Source organism: Streptomyces sp. NPDC006174 (assembly GCF_040614075.1).
Taxonomy (GTDB): domain Bacteria; phylum Actinomycetota; class Actinomycetes; order Streptomycetales; family Streptomycetaceae; genus Streptomyces.
The window spans coordinates 193,457-214,692 of sequence record NZ_JBEXTJ010000011.1; the positions used below are offsets into that span (position 1 = coordinate 193,457).

16 protein-coding genes are annotated in these 21,236 nt (G+C 71.4%); 3 read left to right on the plus strand and 13 right to left on the minus strand.

Annotated elements, in window-relative coordinates:
* Positions 1-75 precede the first annotated feature (75 nt).
* The 6 genes from ABZ267_RS24790 to ABZ267_RS24815 all read right to left on the minus strand — a co-directional run bounded on the left by ABZ267_RS24790 (position 76) and on the right by ABZ267_RS24815 (position 5,886).
* The gene (locus tag ABZ267_RS24790; RefSeq protein ID WP_356749249.1) at positions 76-714 is read right to left on the minus strand and encodes a hypothetical protein; all 639 of its coding nucleotides are present in this window, start codon (positions 712-714) and stop codon (positions 76-78) included.
* Positions 715-776: 62 nt separating this feature from the next.
* The gene (locus tag ABZ267_RS24795) at positions 777-1,487 is read right to left on the minus strand and encodes a ribonuclease HII (protein ID WP_356749126.1); all 711 of its coding nucleotides are present in this window, start codon (positions 1,485-1,487) and stop codon (positions 777-779) included.
* Between the two features lie 116 nt (positions 1,488-1,603).
* Entirely contained in the window at positions 1,604-3,355 is a 1,752-nt protein-coding gene (locus tag ABZ267_RS24800; protein WP_356749128.1) for a DUF4153 domain-containing protein, read from the minus strand.
* A gap of 212 nt (positions 3,356-3,567) precedes the next feature.
* Positions 3,568-4,476, minus strand: coding sequence for an ADP-ribosylglycohydrolase family protein (locus tag ABZ267_RS24805; protein WP_356749129.1), 909 nt, complete (start codon positions 4,474-4,476; stop codon positions 3,568-3,570).
* Positions 4,477-4,488: 12 nt separating this feature from the next.
* Positions 4,489-5,148, minus strand: coding sequence for a histidine phosphatase family protein (locus tag ABZ267_RS24810; RefSeq protein WP_356749131.1), 660 nt, complete (start codon positions 5,146-5,148; stop codon positions 4,489-4,491).
* Positions 5,149-5,280: 132 nt separating this feature from the next.
* The gene (locus ABZ267_RS24815) at positions 5,281-5,886 is read right to left on the minus strand and encodes a YdbC family protein (protein ID WP_356749133.1); all 606 of its coding nucleotides are present in this window, start codon (positions 5,884-5,886) and stop codon (positions 5,281-5,283) included.
* A 185-nt stretch (positions 5,887-6,071) separates the two neighbouring features.
* Between ABZ267_RS24815 and ABZ267_RS24820 the strand changes: the two genes are divergently transcribed.
* Positions 6,072-6,608, plus strand: coding sequence for a TerD family protein (locus ABZ267_RS24820; RefSeq protein WP_356749134.1), 537 nt, complete (start codon positions 6,072-6,074; stop codon positions 6,606-6,608).
* A gap of 98 nt (positions 6,609-6,706) precedes the next feature.
* Here the strand turns inward: ABZ267_RS24820 and ABZ267_RS24825 are convergent, their stop codons facing one another.
* Both ABZ267_RS24825 and nrdR read right to left on the minus strand, forming a co-directional pair.
* Positions 6,707-9,595, minus strand: a complete 2,889-nt coding sequence (locus ABZ267_RS24825; RefSeq protein ID WP_356749136.1) for a vitamin B12-dependent ribonucleotide reductase — start codon at positions 9,593-9,595, stop codon at positions 6,707-6,709.
* A 165-nt stretch (positions 9,596-9,760) separates the two neighbouring features.
* Positions 9,761-10,273, minus strand: coding sequence for a transcriptional regulator NrdR (gene nrdR / locus ABZ267_RS24830; protein ID WP_356749138.1), 513 nt, complete (start codon positions 10,271-10,273; stop codon positions 9,761-9,763).
* Positions 10,274-10,754: 481 nt separating this feature from the next.
* Here nrdR and lexA point away from each other — a divergent pair, with 481 nt between their 5' ends.
* A complete protein-coding gene (gene lexA / locus ABZ267_RS24835; protein ID WP_356749140.1) occupies positions 10,755-11,552 on the plus strand; it encodes a transcriptional repressor LexA in 798 nt (265 codons plus the stop codon).
* 81 nt (positions 11,553-11,633) lie between these two features.
* Here lexA and ABZ267_RS24840 read toward each other — a convergent pair whose 3' ends face one another.
* Genes ABZ267_RS24840 through ABZ267_RS24860 form a run of 5 tightly spaced genes read right to left on the minus strand, consistent with a single transcriptional unit; the run spans position 11,634 to position 19,709 of the window.
* Positions 11,634-13,604, minus strand: a complete 1,971-nt coding sequence (locus ABZ267_RS24840; protein WP_356749142.1) for an ATP-dependent DNA helicase — start codon at positions 13,602-13,604, stop codon at positions 11,634-11,636.
* Positions 13,605-13,642: 38 nt separating this feature from the next.
* Complete coding sequence (locus tag ABZ267_RS24845) at positions 13,643-15,544, minus strand: IucA/IucC family siderophore biosynthesis protein (RefSeq protein ID WP_356749143.1); 1,902 nt, start codon at positions 15,542-15,544, stop codon at positions 13,643-13,645.
* A 60-nt stretch (positions 15,545-15,604) separates the two neighbouring features.
* Positions 15,605-16,357 (minus strand): GNAT family N-acetyltransferase, encoded by a 753-nt coding sequence (locus ABZ267_RS24850; protein ID WP_356749145.1) that lies wholly within the window; start codon positions 16,355-16,357, stop codon positions 15,605-15,607.
* A 36-nt stretch (positions 16,358-16,393) separates the two neighbouring features.
* Positions 16,394-18,277, minus strand: coding sequence for an IucA/IucC family protein (locus ABZ267_RS24855; protein ID WP_356749147.1), 1,884 nt, complete (start codon positions 18,275-18,277; stop codon positions 16,394-16,396).
* Between the two features lie 28 nt (positions 18,278-18,305).
* On the minus strand, positions 18,306-19,709 hold the full coding sequence (locus ABZ267_RS24860) for a diaminobutyrate--2-oxoglutarate transaminase family protein (RefSeq protein WP_356749149.1): 1,404 nt from the start codon (positions 19,707-19,709) through the stop codon (positions 18,306-18,308).
* Positions 19,710-20,001: 292 nt separating this feature from the next.
* Here ABZ267_RS24860 and ABZ267_RS24865 point away from each other — a divergent pair, with 292 nt between their 5' ends.
* A complete protein-coding gene (locus tag ABZ267_RS24865; protein ID WP_356749151.1) occupies positions 20,002-21,228 on the plus strand; it encodes a hypothetical protein in 1,227 nt (408 codons plus the stop codon).
* Positions 21,229-21,236: the final 8 nt, after the last annotated feature.

The following is a 21,236-nucleotide window of genomic DNA, read 5'->3' on the forward strand; positions in this document are numbered from 1 at the left end:
GAGAGCCCACCGGAAGCTGAGCCCCGGCCGCCCGTGACGGCGACCGGGGCTCCTGCGTACGACCGTTACGACGGTTCAGACACCCGCGCCGAGTGCGGCGTTGATCGTCTGCGTGTCTCCGCAGACGATCAGCAGCGCGGCGGCACGGTCACGCGCGACGGGCAGCGCGCGGGCGGCGGTGTCACCGGCCTCGCCGTTGACCGCCACGACGACCACGGGCCGGGGCTTGGCCCGGTCGACCGCGGAGGCGTCCGCGAAGAAGACGTCGTCGCCGGCGTCCTGCTGGGCCCAGTACGCGGTCTCGCCGAAGGACAGCTCGTGGGTGGCCCACGGGTGCTGCTCGCCGGTGGTGAGGACCAGGATGTCGCCCGGCGCGCGGCCGGACTCCAGCAGCAGGTCGACCGCTTCCTCGGCCGCGTCGAGCGCTCCGCCGGCCGGGGCCGGGATCAGCTGGAGCTGCGGTCCGGAACGATTCTCCGGCCGACTCGGAACGCCCTGGGGCGCCGAAGGCGCGGGTACGGGTGCGGGGTGTGCGCGCGGTGCCGGAGGCGTGGGGCGCGCGGGGCCGGGGCCCGGACGGCCGGGACGCGGCGTGGCCGCGGAACGCGGACCTGGTACGGGACGGGGGGTCGGCGCGGTTCGGCCGGCGGCCGGGGTGACGCGGGGACCCTGGGCACTCTCGTGAATCTGAGGCTCCTGGAGGAAGAGAGGCAGGAAGGTGGTCTGTCGTGGGCCGACGTCATCGGTCGGCATCGCTGGTGGGCGCCTGCGCGCGGTCAGAATTCGAAGCCGAGCTGGCCCCCGCTTTCGAGTGCGGCCGCCTCGGCGGAAAAACGGACCTTCTTCAGGTGCTGCCACCGCGGCAACGCGTCAAGATACGCCCAGGAGAGGCGGTGATGGGGCGTCGGCCCCCGCTCCTCCAGCGCGGCCCGGTGCACCGGCGAGGGATATCCCGCGTTGGCGCCGAAGGCGAAGTCCGTGTACTCCTCGGACTCGCCGCCCAGCTCGGCCATCATCCGGTCGCGGTGCACCTTGGCGATGACCGAGGCGGCCGCCACCGCGATGCAGGACTGGTCGCCCTTGATGACCGTACGGACCTTCCAGGGGACGCCCAGGTAGTCGTGCTTGCCGTCGAGTATCACCGCGTCGGGCCGGACCGGCAGGCCTTCCAGCGCGCGTACGGCGGCGAGCCGGAGCGCGGCGGTCATGCCGAGGTCGTCGATCTCCTCGGGAGAGGCGTGGCCCAGGGCGTGGGCGGTGACCCAGCTCTCCAGGACGGGCGCGAGCTCGGCACGCCGCCGGGGCGACAACAGCTTGGAATCGGTGAGGCCTTCGGGCGGTCGGCGCAGGCCGGTGACCGCGGCACAGACGGTGACGGGTCCGGCCCACGCCCCGCGTCCGACCTCGTCGACACCGGCAACGGTTCTGGCGCCGGTGGTGGCGCGGAGCGAGCGCTCGACGGTGTGCGTGGGTGGTTCGTACGGCATGGCGCCAGCCAGCGTACGCCGAGAGCGACGGCAGCAACACCCCGGGGCACCGTGCACACCGAGATTCGGCCGCCTGACCCCGGCCGTGGCCGGATCGGTACCGGCCCGGGGCGGGATCAGTAGGGGTCGTAGTCGTCGTGGTCCTGCTCGTAGCCGCCGCGCTCGCCCTCCCGTACGCCGTCCGTGCCCAGCCCGTAGCAGGTGTCGCGATCGGTGGCGGCGGGACGCTCGCGGAGGATCTCCCGCGCCCGCGCCTCGCCCCAGCTGGTGGCGTACCAAGGGGAGTCGGAGGTGTGCAGCTCGCGCTGGATGACCCGGAGCGCGCAGGAGCGCTGCGGCTCCGGCAGCGTGTCGAGGGCCGGTACGGCGTCGGCGGAGAGGTCCTTGAGGTAGTCGAGGTCGATCGAGGTGCGGTCGTCCCGGAAGCGCTGGACGTTCTGTTCGGCGACCACCGCGTCCGGAGAGATCAGCCCGAAGGCCAGGACGGCGGCTCCGGCGCTGACGGCGATCGCGCGCGGCAGGAACCTGGCGCCGAAGACGCCGGCGGCCAGGATCAGGACGAACACGACGCCGAGCCAGAGCTCCATCGCGGCCACGGAGATCCGGAGACGGGTCAGCCCGTACTCGTCGACGTACAGATCCATGCGGCGCAGGGCCGAGGCGACGACGACCAGGGTGAGCACGCAGAGGGTGCCGAGGACGGCGCGTACCAGCGTCCGGTCCCGGCCTGAGCCGCGCGGCGCCCAGCGCAGGGCCAGGGCGATCACGAGAAGGGTGAGCAGGGTGGCCCAGAGCAGCTGCCAGAAGCCCTGGCGGGCGTACTCGGCGTGGTCGAGGCCGGTCTGTTCCCGCACCTTGTCGTAGCCGCCGAGGAGGACGACGAGCTGAAGGGTGATGAACGCGGCGAAGAGCAGATTCAGGACGATGAGCGGGAGAGCCCATTCCGTACGTCCCCGGGGCTTGCCCGGTTTGACGGTGAGACCGTCCCAGCGCACGGGTGCGGCGGCGGTCCGCGCGGCGGCCAGCGCGCCCAGGAGCCCGACGACGAAGAGGAACGTCCGCAACGGGCCGTCGATGATCGACACATCAGGGGTGAGCCGGCCCAGCAGGTCGGCGAAGGCGGCGTCGGCGCCGGCGAAGAGCGTCCCGAACACCACGAGGAGCCCGAGGGCCACGGCCGTGGTGCGTACGGCCGTGCCCCACCGCCCCCGAGAGCCGTCGGCCCGCTCCCGTACCCCGCGCCAGCCCCACCGGGCGCCCGGCACGACCGAGTCCAGCGTGCCCACGGAGCCGAGCAGGACGCCGATCCAGGTCCGGCTGCCGTGCAGCGCGAGCGAGCCCAGCGCGAAGGCCGACACGACGGCCAGGAAGGTCGGCCAGCCCGCGTCCCGGAGCGCGGGCACCACGAGCAGCGCGAGGCCGCCGACGGCCCAGGCGGCGGACCAGGGACGCAGCCGGCGGCCCGCGGCCCGAGCGGCGAAAGCGGCGGCCAGGGCGGCGGGCACGACGACGATCAGGAGGTTCACGCCGAGGCCGTCGCCGAGGAGGAGCGCGCTGAGTACGGCGGTGGCCAGCGCCGCCCAGAGGACGGCGGGCGGGATCAGCGGCGGCGAGGCCGGACGGAGCTTGGCCGTCGCGCCGGGACCCTTGGCGGGCGGCCGCCAGGGCTGACCGGGCTGCCAGGTCTGCTGCGCGCCTTGGGCCCGCTGCCGCTGGGCGTGGAGGTACGCGGGGGTGGCGGGGGGCTCGGTGGCCGCCGGTGACGCCTGCTTGGCGGGCATCGTTTCCGTCGGCTTCGCGTCCGCAGGCGTATCTGACGCAGCGGGCGACCCGGACGCTCCGCCCGCCTCTGACGGTTGTTCGGACATGGGCCCCCTCCCCCACCGGCACCCGCGCACGCACTCAGGCGGCGGGTCGGCCCGGCATCTCATTCGGCGCGCGCCCATGGAGGTCGACCGGCGAGGATCGACCAGGGGCGGCGTGGCGAAAGGTTAATCCCGAACCGGTGTTCGCGAACACTCAGAGTGAGGGCTGTGGCAGGACCGTGACAGACGGTCGGCCCGCCACCGGATCCGTACGGTCAGTGGTGCGCCGGGACCAGCCAGCCGGGCGGCTCCTCCGTCTGCGCCAGCCAGTCGGCCGGCGGCGCGCCGGTCCTGCCGGCGGCGACGACTCCGCCGACGATGGCGCAGGTCGTGTCGACGTCGCCGCCCGCCTGAGCCGTCAGCCAGAAGGCCGCCTCGAAGTCGCCGAGGCTCCTGGCCGCCGACCAGAGGGCGAACGGCACGGTGTCGTGGGCGCTGGTCCGGCGGCCGTTGCCGAGGACCGCGGCGACCGTACCGGCGTCCTGGTAGTCGAGCATGTCGCGGGCCCTGCGCAGCCCGGCGCCGACCGCGCTGCGGGGCACGAGCGCGATGACGCCGTCGAGCAGCTCCTCGGGCTTCGGCGGCCCGTCCGGGGCGGCGGCGAGCGAGGCGGCGGCCGCGACGGCCATCGCGCCGACGACGGCCTCACGGTGCTGGTGCGTGGTGTACGAGGAGATCTCGGCCTGGTGGGTCGCCTGCTCCGGATCGTCCGCGTACCAGGCACCGAGCGGAGCGATCCGCATGGCCGAGCCGTTGCCCCACGACCCCTGCCCGTTGAAGAGCGCCGAGGCCAGCTCGCGCCAGTCGCCACCCTCCCGTACGAGCCGGAGCAGCCGGTTCACGGCCGGTCCGTAGCCGCGGTCGAAGTCGTGGTGCTCGGCGAAGGAGTGCGCGAGCGCGTCCTGGTCGATACGGCCGTGGGCGGCGAGCACGGCCAGGACCGAGGCGGCCATCTCGGTGTCGTCGGTCCACTGCCAGGGGCCGGGCGGCAGGAGGCGCTGTTTGAGCAGCGGGTAGTTGACCGGGACGAAGAACTGGGAGCCCAGGGCGTCTCCCACGGACAGGCCACGCAGGCTGGCCAGGGCGCGTTCGAAGCGCCACTCGGAAGCAGAATCAACGGTCATCGCACAGCCACTCTATCCCGTACGGCCGTACGGTTCCGGGGTGCGCCAGCGCCGGAAGGGCAGGTCGAGGGTGTAGCGGCCGTTCTCACCGAGGAGCAGGGTCCGCGCCTCGCCGTTGCCCGGGTTGGAAAGCGATTCGAACTCGGCGACCGACCAGTGGAACCAGCGCATGCAGAACAGCCGCATGGTCAGTCCGTGCGTGATGAGCAGGACGTTCTCGGGGTGGTCCGGCTCCTCGAAGCTCCGGTGCAGGCTCTCCAGGAAGGCGCCGACCCGGTCGTAGACGTCGGCGCCGGACTCGCCTTGGGCGAAGCGGTAGAAGAAGTGCCCGTAGGCGTCCCGGTAGGCCTTCTGGAGCCGTACGTCGTCCCGGTCCTGCCAGTTGCCCCAGTCCTGCTCCCGCAGCCGGGGCTCCTCGCGGACCCGGACGCGTGCGGGGTCGAGGCCGAAGGCGCGGAACGTCTCGTGGGTGCGCCGGTAGGGCGAGATGTAGACGCTCACCCGCTCGTCGCCGAACTGCTCGCGCAGCCGCGCTCCGGTCTCCTCGGCCTGCCGCAGGCCCGTCGCGGTGAGCCGGAGCGCGTGGTCGGGCTCCCGCTCGTACACCGTGTCGTCGGCGTTGCCCTCGGACTCGCCGTGCCGGACGAGGACTATGCGCTGCGGTCGTGCCATGCACCGACCCTAGGTGGTGTGCGGCGATCACGCGTGTCTGTAGGGACCGCACACGATCCGCAGGGACGACGCGCGACCCCCAGAGGTCGCACGCGATCCGCAGGGAGAACGCGTGAGCCATGAGGAGCGGCGTCAGACCGTCCAGGACGGTTCCAGCTCCACGACGTCGCCCGTCAGTGCGGCCACATCCGTCTCGGTCTGCGCGCGGGCCCCCAGGCGCTGTGCGCCGTCGGCACGGTACTTGCCGCGCTCGGCGCTCGCCTTCCACATCGAGAGCACGAGGAACTCGTTGCCGGGCGCCTCGCCGAAGACTCCGCGCACCATGCCGGGGGAACCGGCCATCGCCGGGTTCCACACCTGCTTCTGCATCAGCACGAAGTGCTCGGCCCGGTCCTCGTGGACGCTGCTGTGTGCGACCCGGACGACGTCCGCCTCCGCGAAGTGGGGCTCGAAACCGGTCTTCACATCGAAGCGGCGCTCGAAGAGCATGACCTGCATGTCACGGAAGGTGCCCGCCTGGCCGGTCGCCGGGCGGTCGTGTCCGCGGGCCATGAACGAGTCGTAGAAGACGCGGTTCTCCCAGAAAGCGAAGACATGGGCGACACCGGGGCGCGTTCGGCTCCACCCGCCGCTCTGCCCCTTGAACCCCGGCTCGCCGCGCAGCCCCGCCCACTTCCGCTGTCCCCGCTCGAAACCATGACGGTCCACCACGGAACAGCGAATCCACTTCACCAGCACCGCGCCATCGTACGGGGCGGAAACGTGGCCGGAGTCACGGTCGCTCGCGAGGCGAGCACCGAGCGCATGGCCCGATTCCGTCGGCCGCCACAGAGGCAGTTGGCGGCGCGGCCCGTTCCGTACATGATCGGGTGAATCGGATGATGAGAACGGTCCAGGGACCGTCGGCCAGGAGGGGAAGTCCGGTGAGCACTCCCAACAAGGACATCGAGAAGGTCGAAGTACGGATCAAATGGGATCCCAGCCCGCACGGTGAACCGGACGTCGACCTGGACATCATCGCGGCGACCTATCCGGCGGACGCGCCGTACGGCAGCCCCGCGTACCTGGTGCACTTCGACAGCCGCTCGCCGGACGGCACCATCACGCTGAACCGGGACAGCAGGACCGGCCAGGGGTTCGGCTATGACGAGGTCATGACGATCGAGCTGGGCAGGCTGGCCGACCGGTACGGCCGGGTGGTCGTCGGCGTCGCCATCCAGCAGCGCGAGGGCCGCAAGACCTTCGGCGAGGTCGGCTCCACCGCGGTGCAGATCCGCGAGGGCTACACGAACCTGCTGGAGGACGACTTCACGGGCGTCGGCCCGTCGACGGCGGCGGTCGTCGCGGAGTTCTCCCGTACCGGTTCGGGGCTGTGGGTGTTCCGTCCGGACGTACGCGGCTTCGACGCCGATCCCGACGCGTTCGCCGCGGTGATGGGGAACCGCGACGCCGGGGCCTGAACCGCATGGACGAGTTCCGGCCAACCCTGCGTCCGCGTGTGCCGAAGGGGACCGGCCAGAGGCCGGTCCCCTTCGGTCACCTACCGCTCAGCCGGGTGTCAGCTGCAACCGCTGGTCGAGCCGCAGCCCTCGCAGATGTAGCAGGAGCCGGCGCGCTGCATCTTCGTACCGCAGGAGAAGCAGAGCGGGGCGTCCGCGCTGATGCCGAGCTGCATCTCGACCAGTTCGGCCGAGGTGTGCGCCGTCGCCGGGGCCGGCTTCTCGGCGGTCTCGACGGGAGCCGCCACCGCCTTCAGCGGCTGCACCGGTGCCGACTGGGCCAGGCTCTCGGTGTCCACGTCCGCCTCGAAGGACGGCTCGTACGAGCCGGTGTCGAGGTGGCGCTGGCGCTCCTCGGCGGAGTGGATGCCGAGGGCGGAGCGGGTCTCGAAGGGCAGGAAGTCGAGCGCCAGGCGGCGGAAGATGTAGTCGACGATCGACTGCGCCATCCGCACGTCCGGGTCGTCCGTCATACCGGCCGGCTCGAAGCGCATGTTGGTGAACTTCGAGACGTACGTCTCCAGCGGGACGCCGTACTGCAGACCGACCGAGACGGCGATGGAGAAGGCGTCCATCATGCCCGCGAGGGTCGAGCCCTGCTTGGACATCTTCAGGAAGACCTCACCGAGACCGTCGTCCGGGTAGGAGTTGGCGGTCATGTAGCCCTCGGCGCCGCCCACCGTGAAGGAGGTGGTGATGCCGGGACGGCCCTTGGGGAGGCGCTTGCGGACCGGGCGGTACTCGATGACCTTCTCGACCGCCGTACGGATGGTCTCCTCGGCCTCCGCGGTGACCTCTTCCTTCTCCTTGTCCTTGGTCTTGGCGGAGAGGGGCTGGCCGACCTTGCAGTTGTCGCGGTAGATCGCGAGCGCCTTGACGCCCAGCTTCCACGCCTCGAAGTAGACCTCTTCGACGTCCTCGACGGTGGCCGTCTCCGGCAGGTTGACCGTCTTGGAGAGCGCGCCGGAGATCCACGGCTGGATGGCCGCCATCATCCGGACGTGGCCCATCGCGGAGATGGAGCGCTCGCCCATCGCGCAGTCGAAGACCTCGTAGTGCTCGGCCTTCAGGCCCGGCGCGTCGATCACGTTGCCGTTCTCGGCGATGTGGGCGACGATCGCCTCGATCTGCTCCGGCTGGTAGCCCATGCGGCGCAGGGCCTGCGGCACCGTGCCGTTGACGATCTGCATCGAGCCGCCGCCGACCAGCTTCTTGAACTTGACCAGGGCGAGGTCGGGCTCCAGGCCGGTGGTGTCGCAGGACATCGCGAGACCGATGGTGCCGGTGGGCGCGATGACGGAGGCCTGCGCGTTGCGGAAACCGTTCTTCGCGCCGAGCCGGATCACGTCCTGCCAGGCTTCCGTCGCGGCGGCCCAGACGGGGGCGTCCAGGTCGTCGGTGCGGACGGCCTTGGCGTTGGCGTCGGAGTGCTGCTTCATGACGCGCTGGTGCGGCTCGGCGTTGCGGGCGTAGCCGTCGTACGGGCCGACGACCGCGGCCAGCTCGGCGGAGCGCTTGTACGAGGTGCTCGTCATCAGCGAGGTGATGGCACCGGCCAGGGCGCGGCCGCCGTCGCTGTCGTACGCGTGACCGGTCGCCATCAGGAGGGCGCCGAGGTTGGCGTAGCCGATGCCCAGCTGACGGTAGGCGCGGGTGTTCTCGCCGATCTTCTGCGTCGGGAAGTCCGCGAAGCAGATCGAGATGTCCATCGCGGTGATGACCAGCTCGACGACCTGGGAGAAGCGCTCGGACTCGAAGGACTGGTTGCCCAGGCCGTCGTCCTTGAGGAACTTCATCAGGTTGAGCGAGGCGAGGTTGCACGAGGTGTTGTCCAGGTGCATGTACTCGCTGCACGGGTTCGAGCCGTTGATCCGGCCGGACTCCGGGCAGGTGTGCCAGGCGTTGATGGTGTCGTCGTACTGGATGCCGGGGTCGGCGCAGGCCCAGGCGGCCTCGGCCATCTTGCGGAAGAGGGACTTGGCCTCGACCTCTTCGATGACGTCGCCGGTCATCCGGGCGCGCAGCCCGAACTTGCCGCCCGCCTCGACGGCCTTCATGAACTCGTCGTTCACGCGGACCGAGTTGTTGGCGTTCTGGTATTGGACGGACGTGATGTCGTCGCCGCCCAGGTCCATGTCGAAGCCCGCGTCACGCAGGGCGCGGATCTTCTCCTCCTCCTTCACCTTGGTCTCGATGAAGGCCTCGATGTCGGGGTGGTCGACGTCGAGGATGACCATCTTGGCCGCGCGGCGGGTGGCGCCACCGGACTTGATGGTTCCGGCGGAGGCGTCGGCACCGCGCATGAAGGAGACCGGGCCGGAGGCGTTGCCGCCGGAGGAGAGCAGCTCCTTGGAGGAGCGGATACGGGAGAGGTTCAGGCCGGCGCCGGAGCCGCCCTTGAAGATCATGCCCTCTTCCTTGTACCAGTCGAGGATCGACTCCATGGAGTCGTCGACGGCCAGGATGAAGCAGGCGGACACCTGCTGCGGCTGAGGCGTTCCGACGTTGAACCAGACCGGGGAGTTGAAGCTGAAGACCTGGTGCAGGAGGGCGTAGGCCAGCTCGTGCTCGAAGATCTCGGCGTCCGCGGGAGAGGCGAAGTAGGCGTTCTCCTCGCCGGACTTCCGGTACGTCTTCACGATCCGGTCGATCAGCTGCTTGAGACCGGTCTCGCGCTGCGGCGTGCCGACCGCACCGCGGAAGTACTTGCTGGTGACGATGTTGACCGCGTTCACCGACCAGAAGTCGGGAAACTCGACGCCACGCTGCTCGAAGTTGATCGAGCCGTCGCGCCAATTGGTCATGACGACGTCACGGCGCTCCCACGCCACCTCGTCGTACGGATGCACGCCGGGGGTGGTGTGGATGCGCTCGATACGCAGACCCTTGCTCGCCTTGGCGCCCTTGGTGCGGGAACCTCGTGCCGGGCCGCTCGCCGTCTCTGTCATGCCGCCTCCCATATGTGGGCGAAAACGCCCTGAAGTGCCCAGTTCTTCCCAGGCACAGTGTGTGTCCGTTGTCCCGCGGGCCGCGCTCGGCCTCGGGAACAGGTCCTGAAGCGCCCGGTCACCGGCCGGCGGACGTGAATCCGGACGGTGACGGGCGGGTACCGCTCAGTCGGCGGCGATGGCGGGCGCGGGGACCTCAAGGGTCTCGCCGCTCCCGTGGTCCTCCGCGGAGGGCCGCTGCGCGCGCAATTCCACGATGGCGGCCTCGAAGTCTTCCAAGGAATCGAACGCCCGGTAGACGGACGCGAAGCGCAGGTACGCGACGAGGTCGAGTTCCTGCAAGGGGCCGAGTATGGCCAGACCCACATCATGGGTGGTCAGCTCGGCGCTGCCGGTGGCGCGCACCGCCTCCTCGACCCGCTGGCCGAGTTTGGCGAGGGCGTCCTCCGTGACGGGCCGTCCCTGGCATGCCTTGCGGACGCCGGAGATGACCTTGGTACGGCTGAAGGGTTCGGTCACGCCGCTGCGCTTGACCACCATCAGCGAGCACGTCTCCACCGTGGTGAAGCGGCGGGAGCAGTCGGGGCACTGGCGGCGGCGACGGATCGACGTCCCGTCGTCGGTGGTGCGACTGTCGACGACCCGGCTGTCGGGGTGCCTGCAGAAGGGGCAGTGCATGGCTCCCAACCCTCCTTCACAGCGCGACTGAATAGCCTCTCCGGCACGCCCTTGCGGGCTCCTCGGAGGCAGTCCCCAGCATAGGCGATGGCTCTGGACCGAATGAACCCAGGACCACAACTTCTGGGCGGCCGGGACGATCCAACCACTAGATCTAGGGTTGAGTCGCAATCTCGGCCCTACCGCGTGTCGCGCCCCGGACGATGCCCGGAGGGAGCGCGGGCCAGGGAAGAGGGTACGGGAATCACGCGGTCCGCGAACCGCCGGGGGCCGGGAGTGCCGACCCGGGATGAAAGACTGGCCGAGGGCCACGGTCAGGCCCTGTACGAACCTTGTACGCACCGCCCGCTCCGTGCTCATACACCTGCGGGAGGCATCACGGCAGCCCTTTATTCGTTTTTCACTCGAACGTGTGTTTGGCGCAACCTTTCGAAAGCTACTACCGTTGTCCAGCTAGGGAGAACATTCGAGAGGGGCCGACGTGACCACGACCGCAGACAGTGCCACCATCACCGCCCGGGACCACCGCTCCCAGAGCCGACTTGAGCCGGTGCATGCCATGAATGACTCAGTCACGAACACGGACGGGCCCGAGCCCGCGCGACCCGGGCGCTCCTTGCCCGGGAGGCCGCCAGGGATCAGGGCGGACAGCTCGGGACTCACGGACCGGCAGCGGCGGGTCATCGAGGTCATCCGCGACTCCGTGCAGCGCCGGGGATACCCGCCGTCGATGCGGGAGATCGGTCAGGCGGTGGGCCTGTCCAGCACGTCGTCCGTCGCCCATCAGCTGATGGCGCTGGAGCGCAAGGGGTTCCTCCGGCGGGACCCGCACCGGCCCCGCGCCTACGAGGTGCGCGGATCGGACCAGCCGAGCACCCAGCCGACCGACACCACCGGCAAGCCCGCCGCGTCGTACGTTCCGCTGGTGGGCCGGATCGCCGCCGGTGGGCCGATCCTCGCGGAGGAGTCGGTCGAGGACGTCTTCCCGCTGCCGCGCCAGCTCGTCGGTGACGGTGAGCTGTTCGTCCTGAAGGTCGTCGGTGACTCGATGATCGAGGCCGCGATCTGTGACGGCGACTGGGTCACCGTGCGCCGCCAGCCCGTCGCGGAGAACGGTGACATCGTCGCCGCGATGCTGGACGGCGAGGCGACGGTCAAGCGCTTCCGCCGTGAGGACGGCCATGTGTGGCTGCTGCCGCACAACTCCGCGTACCAGCCGATCCCCGGTGACGAGGCGACGATCCTCGGCAAGGTGGTGGCGGTGCTGCGGCGGGTGTGAAGAGCGCCGGTCGGTCGACCTGGCGGATACGAAAGAGCCCCGGGACGCTTTACGGCGATCCCGGGGCTTCGTCATGGTGGCCTACTTGCCGTCCGCCTTGGCCAGGGCGTCGATCGCGGCGAGTGAGCGGCGCACCTGGTTGCGGTCCGTCGTGTACCAGAAGTCCGGCATGGAGGCGCGCAGATAGCTGCCGTACCGCGCGTTGGCGAGGCGCGGGTCCAGCACGGCGACGACGCCCTTGTCGCCCGTGGCCCGGACGAGGCGGCCCGCGCCCTGGGCCATCAGCAGCGCGGAGTGCGTCGCGGCCACCGCCATGAAGCCGTTGCCGCCGGCTTCCTCCACCGCCTTCTGGCGGGCGCTCATCAGCGGGTCGTCCGGCCGCGGGAACGGGATCCGGTCCATGACCACCAGCTGACAGCTCGGCCCCGGCACATCCACGCCCTGCCAGAGCGAGAGCGTGCCGAAGAGGCAGGTCTCCGGGTCGGCGGCGAAGTTCTTGATCAGCTCGCCGAGGGTCTCCTCGCCCTGGAGCAGGATCGGCTTGTCCAGCCGGCCGCGCAGCTCCTCGGCGGCCGCCTTGGCCCCGCGCATGGAGGAGAACAGCCCCAGCGTGCGGCCGCCCGCCGCCTCCACCAGCTCCGCCAGCTCGTCCAGCATGTCCGTACGGGAGCCTTCGCGGCCCGGAGTGTTCAGATGCCGGGCGACATAGAGGATGCCTTGCTTCGGATAGTCGAACGGAGAGCCGACGTCCAGCCCCTTCCACGACGGGATGTCGTCGCCCGCCATGCCCTCAGGAGCGAGCCCGAGGGACGCGCCCACGCCGTTGAAGTCGCCGCCGAGCTTCAGCGTGGCAGAGGTCAGGACCACCGAGCGCTCGGTGAAGAGCTTCTCGCGCAGCAGCCCGGAGACCGAGAGCGGCGCCACCCGTACGGAGGCGCCGAACCGGTCGTGCTGCTCGTACCAGACGACGTCGTACTCCGAGCCCTGGGTGATCCGCTCGGCGACCCCGTGGATCGACTCGACCGAGGCCAGGGCCTGCTTCCGTACGGCGTCCTCGTCCTGGACGGACTTGTCGCGGGTGGCGCCCATGGCGGAGATCACCGTACGAGCCGCGTCGCGCAGCGCCATCAGCGCGTACCCGAGGTCCTCGGGCACCTCCTCGAGCCGCCCCGGCAGCGCCAGCTCCATCACGCGCTCGAATCCCTCGGCGGCGGTCTGCAACGCGTCGGCGGCCTTCTCGTTGACGAGCTTGGCCGCACGCCGGACCGCCCGGTTGACCTGCGCCGGAGTCAGCTCGCCAGTGGCGACCCCGGTCACCCGCGAGACCAGCTCGTGCGCCTCGTCCACGATCAGCACCTCGTGCGACGGGAGCACCGGTGCGCCCTCGATGGCGTCGATCGCGAGCAGCGCGTGGTTGGTGACGACCACATCGGCGAGCTTGGCGCGCTCCCGGGCCGCTTCAGCGAAGCACTCCGCTCCGTACGCGCACTTCGTCGCACCGAGGCACTCGCGCGAGGAGACCGAGATCTGCGCCCAGGCCCGGTCCGAGACGCCGGGCGTGAGGTCGTCCCGGTCGCCGGTCTCCGTATCGCTGGACCACTCCCGCAGCCGCAGCAGGTCCTGGCCGAGCTTGCTGGAGGGCGCCGCCGCCTCGAACTGGTCGAACAGCCCCTCCTCCTCGTCCTGCGGGACACCTTCGTGGAGCCGGTGCAGGCAGAGGTAGTTGGAGCGGCCCTTGAGCATCGCGTACTGCGGGCGCCGGCGCAGCAGCGGATGCAGCGCCTCCACCGTGCGCGGCAGGTCCCGCTCCACCAGCTGGCGCTGGAGGGCGAGGGTGGCCGTGGCCACGACGACCCGCTCCCCGTGCGCCAGCGCCGGCACCAGATAGCCGAGGGACTTGCCCGTGCCGGTGCCCGCCTGGACGAGCAGGTGGGCTTGGTCGTCGACCGCCTCGGCGACGGCCTCGGCCATGGCGGCCTGGCCGGGGCGCTCCGTACCGCCGACGGCGGTGACGGCGGCGTGCAGGAGCTCGGGGAGGGATGGCTTCGTCATAGCCCGACCACCCTACGGCGCACCACTGACAACGGCGATCACTCCCGGATCCGGGCAGCGGGGTGCAGCGGGTTGGGAACCGTGCCGTGGATCGCCGCGTGCGGGCGGCTGGAGCGGTCGCGGTAGCCGTCCACGTGCAGCCGGTTGCGGTTGAGACAGAGCCGTTCGATCTCGGGAGTGAGCATGTCGAACAGCTCGAACCGCTCCTTGAGCTCCGGGAAGCGGGCGTGGTGGCGGACGATCTCCGCCCGGACGAGTGACCAGAACGCGTCCTCGCTCACGCCGAGCTGCTCCTCGCAGAGCGGCGACAGATAGCGGAAGACGCCGACGAAGAGGCCGGAGTGGATGAACTGGGTGAGGAAGGACGGCGCCTCCGTCAAGAGGACCGCGCGCACCTCGTCGGGCATGGTGTCGTGCTCCGGCAGCGGGTGGGCACTGATGTTGACGTCGTCGACGAAGTCCTTGATCGCGAGCCGTACGGGCACGTCGTTCTCGTCGAAGACGACGATGGCGTTCTCGCCGTGCGGTGAGAAGACCGTGCCGTACCGGTAGAGGAAGTGCAGGAGCGGCGGTAGCAGGGCGGCGAAGAGGCGGGTGAGCCAGGCGGCCGGGTCGAGGCCGGAGCGTTCGACGAGTTCGGCGGTGAACGCGCGGCCCGCCGGATCCGTATGGAGGAGGGAGGCGAGCGTGCGGGCGCGTTCGCCCGGTGCGAGGCGGGGCGGCAGGGGCTCCCGCCAGATCGCGCCGAGGAGCTCCTTGTACTGGTACGGGGCTTCGGGGAGTCGATCGTAGATCGGGTGTTCCACGGCTACGGAGGCGACCTCGCCGAGGAGGATGACCCGGCAGGTGTCGCGCAGGAACGCATCGGCCTCGCACAGGCCCTGGACCCAGTCGGTGACGGCGGGCGCGGCGAGGGTCCGCTCGGTCGGCAGGCCGCGCCAGACCAGGGTGTTGAGGATGGAGAGCGGCAGCTTCACCGTGTGCCGGTCGGGGCGGGCCACATTGGCGAAGGTGCGGACGGACTGCTGCGGGAGGCGGGCGTCGCCGTCAGCGTGCAGCGCCACGATGTCCCCGTCGGCGATGGCGGGAGCGAAGAGCGGAACGATCCATTCGTCCCACTGCCAGGGGTGGACGGGCAGGTAGAGGTAGCTCTCCGGATCGAGTCCGCGGCCGCGCAGTTCGGCGGCGAACGAGGTGCGTACGGAGGGGTCGAGCTCCTGGGCGTAGAGGTGCTCGGAGGTGGTGAGGCGGCCCACGCCGCGGTACTGCGCGATGCGGGTGCTCACGGCGATCCACGGCAGCTGGAGCGGGCTGCGGGTCTCGGGCGTGAAGCGGGCCGCGTCGGCGGCGGAGAAGCCGAGCCGGCCCTTGCTCGCCACCAGCCAGGGGTGGCCGGTCTGGTGTCCTTCCAGCTCGGCGTAGTCGGCGTCGGCGAGTTGGGCCGCGGTGAGGGCGGTGTGGTCGAGCCGGGCGTCGGCGGAGAGCGTGAGGGTCAGTTCGCGGATGAGGTGGCCGAGGGTGGCGCCGTCGAGGCCGAGGAGGCCGCCGGCGCGGGCGAGGAACCGCAGCGGGTCGCGGAACGGGCGGGCCGTGCCGTCCGAAGTGCCGTTGGAGGCGGCGTGGTTCGATGAGGCGCCGTTGGAGAGGGGGCTCGCCGGCGGGTGGGCCGTCTCGATGGAGTCGGGGTCGACGCGCCAGCTTCCGTAGACGCCTCGGCGGGCCGAGAAGCGGAGCTCGGTGCCGTCGTCGAGCGTGAGGGCGTGCAGGCGGCCGTCGCCGGGCCGGCGTTCGGGCTCGATGATCTCCTCGTACGCGAACTCGCCGAGCATCTTGGCGAGCAGCCGCGCCGCGGCCCGGTCCCAGACCTGCCGGTTCAGCTCCGGCGGGCTGAGGAGTGGGTGGGGCTCGACTGCATCATGGCTCGCGGGATATGTCGGCACGGGGACTCCTCCGGGTGGGACCGATGGGGTTCGAGCGGTGTGGGCGGTGCGGCGCGATGTTCACAGGTGATCACGGTACGTTCGGTCGCGGATCATGAGAGCGGCACGTTTGTCGGGGAGGTCCACCTCTGCGGAGAAGCGGAATCCGGCGCTCAGGAATGCCGATACGGACGGGGTGTTACGGAGGTCCGGCTCGGCGACGACCCGGCCGCAGCGCGGCAGGTTGTCCAGCACGAGGTCGGCGACGGCGCGCAGCAGCGTCGTGCCCACGCCCCTCCCCCGGTTGCCCACGCCTCCGATGAGGAGGTGGATGCCGGTGTCGTGGAGGCGGGCGGGGTAGTGGCGGGCCAGCGGGTCGAGGTCGGCGCGGTAGATCTCCCAGTAGCTCATGGGTGTTCCGTCGAGCACGCCGAGGCAGGGGACGGAGCGGCCGTCGCCTGCGAGCTGCGGCCTCAGATGGTCGGCGGTGACGGATTCGGGCCCGGCCAGCTCCCAGAAGGCGGCGACGGCCGGGTCGTTCATCCAGCGGCTGAGGACGGCGAGATCGCGCTCCAGGACCACCGGGACCAGGTGGAACACTCCGGCCTCGGTGGTAGCTCCGGGCCAGGAGGCCGGGTCGCCGAGCAGCCCGCCTTCGGAGCCGTGTCCCGTTGCAGCCCGGCTCCGGTCCTCGGCGACGAGGGCGAGGAGCTCCTCGGTGAGCTTCAGATCGAGTGTGTCCTCGGTGCCCGTAGGGGCGCCCGGGTCCGTGGGCCCGGGGCCCGGTTCCGGAGGCGCCGCGTCGGATGCGGCGGACGCGTCGGCGGGAGGCACGGTGACACTCTCCTCTCTGGAGCGGGGCCGGGCCCCTCAGGCGTGGAGCGGGTTGGCGATGGTGACGTAGACGGACTGGGTGTCGACCGGGCCGACCAGCTCGTCCAGGCCGTGCAGCCGGGTCAGCAGGTTGGCCTTGCACCGCAGTTGGCGGTTCTGGAGAAGATACGCGGGCAGCGGTGAGCCCAGTTCCGCGTTCTCGGTGAGGAACTGGCGCAGGACGGTGAGCAGGATCTGCTCGTCGGCGAGGCGCTGGGCGCCGAACGCGCCGATGAGACCGAGGACGTTGTTGATGCCCAGGTAGTAGGCGAACCGCTCGTCGGTGACCGGGTCGGAGACGAAGGTGTCGCTGACCGTGCCGATGCCCGGGAGCCGCCGCTCCAGCTCGTCGCGGCGGGAGTCGCGGAAGTAGTAGCCCTGGTTGTCGCGGTAGCGTCCGCCGACCGGCCAGCCGTCCGGGTCGAGCAGGACGAGGGTGTTCTGCTGGTGGGCCTCCAGGGCGACGCCGGCGTGCGCGTCGAGCCAGAGGACGGGATGTACGACGCGGTCCAGGTAGCGCCGGAACCACTCGGCGGAGATGTCCGCGACCGGGCGGCCGGTCCCGGCTGCCAGGGCGGCGACGGCCTCGGCGAGCCGGGAGCGCATCAGAGGCTGTCCGGGCCGGGGCCGCTGTGCGGTGAGCCCGGCGATGCAGACGGCGTCGTTGCCCGGGCCGAAGGGGTTCTGCCGGAGCATCACGTCCAGGCCGGTGACAGGAACGCCTTCGGGGTCGTCGACGGCGAGCCAGGCGGGGTCGCGGACGATGTCGAAGCCCGGGTGGACCCGCTGCCAGCTGTCGGCGAGGCCGGTGGTCAGGAGGCGGTGGACCTCGACGCCTCGGTGCAGCTCCTTGCGGAGGTTCTCGCGGCGGGAGTTGGTGATGCGGACGCCGAGGGAGAGCTTGAGCATCACGCGGGCGCCGGGGCGGTGGACGGTGCGGATGGAGGAGGTGGGGTGCCAGTGCTCGCCGTGCGGGCCGAGGTCGTGCAGCAGGCCGGTCTCCTGGAGAGCGGCGACCTGCGGACGGCTCAGCAGGTCGGCGGCCTGCCACGGGTGGAGAGGCAGGGCGGCGGTGCCGGGCGGCAGGCGCAGCCCGTCGCGGTGCGGAGCGAGGAGCTCCTCGGCGGAAGCCTGGCCGCCGTCGGTCCAGGCGGAGTCGGTGGCGGTGAGGGAGCGGTCCACGGCGAACCAGTGGAGCGGGAAGGAGCCGTGCAGCTCGGGCGAGTAGCGCCGGGACTCCGCCTCGGAGAGCCCTTCGCGGCTCTTGGGCGTGGGGTGGAGCGGGTGGCCGAGGAGGAGGGACTGCTCGGCGGTGAGGAAGAGGTCGGTGTCGGCCGGTTCTGCGGGGTGGCGGCGGCGCTGTTCGACGAAGCCGGCGGTGTGGCGTACGGAGTCGGCGACGCGGGCGACCAGTTCGGCGGAGCCGTTGCGGTCGGCTTCCCGGCCGATGAGGACCGCGACGGTGACGGCGTCGGCGGGCGGGGCCTTCTCGGGTGCGCCTTCCAGGACCGGCGCGCCGAAGCGGTGGGCTCCGGTGGCGGACCAGTAGTGCACGGGGACGAGCAGGGCGGTGCCGGTGGCGGGGAAGTCGACGCGCAGGGTGTCGCCTTCGGGACGCGGCAGGTCGTTCTCCCGGGTCCAGCACCGCAGGAGGCTCTCGGTACCGGCGGCGTCGGCGGCCCGCAGCGGGTCGGGATGGTCCAAGAGGTCGTGTTCGCCGAGGACTTCGCCGTACGAGGCGTCCAAGCCGCCCTCGTAAGCGGCTTTCTGACGGGGCACGGTCGTCGTCGCCTCGGCCGTGCCGGGGGCGGCCGGTCCGTCCTGCCCTCGGTGCTGGGGGGTTCCGGGGCCGTCGGCCTCGGACGCTGAGGTGGGGTTCACGGCGGTCTTCCTTGTGTGGTTCCGGGGATCAGCTGGTCGACGCGGCGGCGGCCCGGCGGTGCGGCGAACGCTCCGCGGCCGCCAGCGCGTCGGCCAGCCGGTCGACGACGGCACTCGCCTGCTCGTCGGTGAGGGTGAGCGGAGGCAGCAGGCGGACAACGGCACTGTGCCGGCCGCCGAGTTCGACGATGAGACCGCGGTCCAGGCACTCCTGCTGGACGGCACGGGCGAGCGCCGGGTCCGGCGGCGGGGCCGGGGCGTGGTCGTCGGCCTCGGCCGGCAGCGGCGCGGCCTCGGGGTCCACCAGCTCCAGGCCGATCATCAGTCCGCGCCCCCGTACGTCGCCGATCCCCGGATGGTCCGCCCGCAGTTTCCGCAGGCTGTCGAGCATCCGGGCGCCCAGGGCCGCCGCCCGCTCCGCCAGCCCGTTCTCCCGGACGTACGCGAGGGTGGCCGCGCCCGCCGCCATGGCGAGCTGGTTGCCACGAAACGTACCCGCGTGCGCGCCCGGCTGCCAGAGGTCCAGCTCAGAGCGGTAGACGATGACCGCGAGCGGGAGGGAGCCGCCGATCGCCTTGGAGAGGACCATGACGTCCGGCACGACACCGCTGTGCTCGACGGCCCAGAAGGCGCCGGTCCGGCCGACGCCGGTCTGCACCTCGTCGGCGATGAGCGGGATACCGCGGACGCGGGTGATCTCGCGCATCCTGCGCAGCCAGGCGTCCGGCGCCGGGTTGACGCCGCCCTCGCCCTGCACCGGCTCCACGATCATGCCCGCCGGAGCCGGGACGCCGCCCTTCTCGTCGTCGAGCAGATGCTCCGTCCAGCGCGCGGCGAGAGCGGCACCGCGCTCGCCGCCGATGCCGAACGGGCAGCGGTAGTCCTGCGGGAAGGGCAGCCGGGTCACCCGGACGTGCCGGGCGCCGCCGGACGCCTCCTGCGCTCCGGCCGTCATGCCGTGGTACGCGCCGGTGAAGGTCAGCAGGCCCTCGCGGCCGGTCGCGGCGCGGACCAGCTTGAACGCGGCCTCGACCGCGTCCGTACCGGCGGGCCCGCAGAACTGGATGCGCGCGTTCTCCGCGAACTCGCGCGGCAGGGTGGCGAACAGCTCGGTGGTGAAGGCGTCCTTGACCGGGGTCGCGAGGTCGAGCACGTGCAGCGGCGCGCCGGAGTCGATGACCTTCCGGATGGCTTCGAGCACGACCGGGTGGTTGTGGCCGAGCGCCAGCGTGCCCGCGCCTGAAAGACAGTCCAGATAGCGCCGTCCGTCCGCGCCCTCGATGGTGAGCCCGCGCGCCCGGACCGGGACGATCGGCAGGGACCGCGCATAGGTGCGGGCGGCCGATTCGCGCAGCGACTGGCGGCGGAGTATGCCCTCGTGCGCGGGGGCCGCGGGAGGAGGTGCCACCGGAGCGGGTTCGGTCACGGACACGGCTCTTGATCCTCCTGCGGTAACAGTTGCGTTGCACGTCGATACGTTTTCGCGCGGACGGAGTGCGGGGGTGAACGCTGTCCTGGTGTCCCCCGTACGTACCAACGACGCCGACCGCAAGGGATCACGGGTAAATCGGAACATCCTCGCGGGGACGGAACCGTGGACCTGCCGCGTACCGTCCCCATCGGCACCGGCATAGTGGGGGCCGCGCAGAGGGCTGGAAGTAGCCCCGAAGTGTCCGAAATGCAGCACGGAGTACCGAGTGACGAAGTCCCAGGGGGATCACCAGATGCGAACCGTTCGCCCGACCGACACCGCGCGCCGCGGCAGCCGCGTACGGCGCGTGCCGCGTGGCGTGCTCGCCGCGACGGCGGCCGTCGCCGTCCTGGCGCTCACCGCCACCGCCTGCGGTCCGGAGGAGGACAACGCGGGCGGTACGACGCCCAGCGCCTCCGCCGTCCCGTCCTCCGACGGCAAGGTCGTCATCCCGGACGATCTGAAGAACCGGCTCAAGGAGCACGGGATCGACCCGGACAAGTGGCGGGACGGCGAGTGGAAGAACTGGGACAAGGACAAGTGGCTGCGTGAGGCCAAGGACTTCGTCAACCCGATCATCGACGGCCTGTGGGACCCGGACCGGATGCGGGAGGCCGACAAGCCTCCGGAGAACCCGGTCGACAACGACATCTCCGGCGACGACGGCGTGACGGACCCGACGCCCGCTCCCGTCCAGGCGGCCGGCGTCGCGACGCCGTACCACGACAACGAGCCGGCGTCCGGCAAGCTGCTCTTCGACGGACCCAAGGGCTCGATGGTCTGCTCGGCGACCGTGGTGAAGGACCCGGCCAACCCCGGCAAGTCCAACATGGTGTGGACCGCCGGCCACTGCGTGCACGCCGGCAAGACGGGTGGCTGGTACCGCAACATCGCGTTCGTCCCGTCGTACAACAACGACGGCCTGTCGCTTGCGGAGCTGGAGACCGCGCCCAAGGAGAAGATCGCTCCGTACGGTGTGTGGTGGGGCCGGTGGGCCCAGACCTCGGAGCAGTGGATCGCTGAAGGTGCGGCGACCGGCGGGCAGGGCGCTCCGTACGACTTCGCGGTGCTGCATGTGACGCCGGAGAAGGGCTCGACGGGCAAGTCGCTGGAGGAGACGGTCGGTTCGGCGCTGCCGGTCGACTTCAACGCTCCCGCCGTTCCGCAGATCCCGTCCCTGACGGCCACCGGCTACCCTGCCGCGCCGCCGTTCGACGGCCAGAAGCTGCTCCAGTGCGAGGACAAGCCGGGCCGTCTCTCGGTCCGCCAGGACGAGCCGACGATGTACCGCATCGGCTGCACGATGACCGGCGGTTCCTCCGGTGGCGGCTGGGTCGCACAGGGCCAGGACGGGCAGCCGGCGCTGGTCTCCAACACCTCGATCGGCCCGATCTCGGCGGGCTGGCTGGCCGGCCCCCGCCTCGGCAAGGAGGCCGAGGGCGTCTACCGCGCGGTCAGCGAGAAGTACGCGGGCCAGTAGGACGCGCG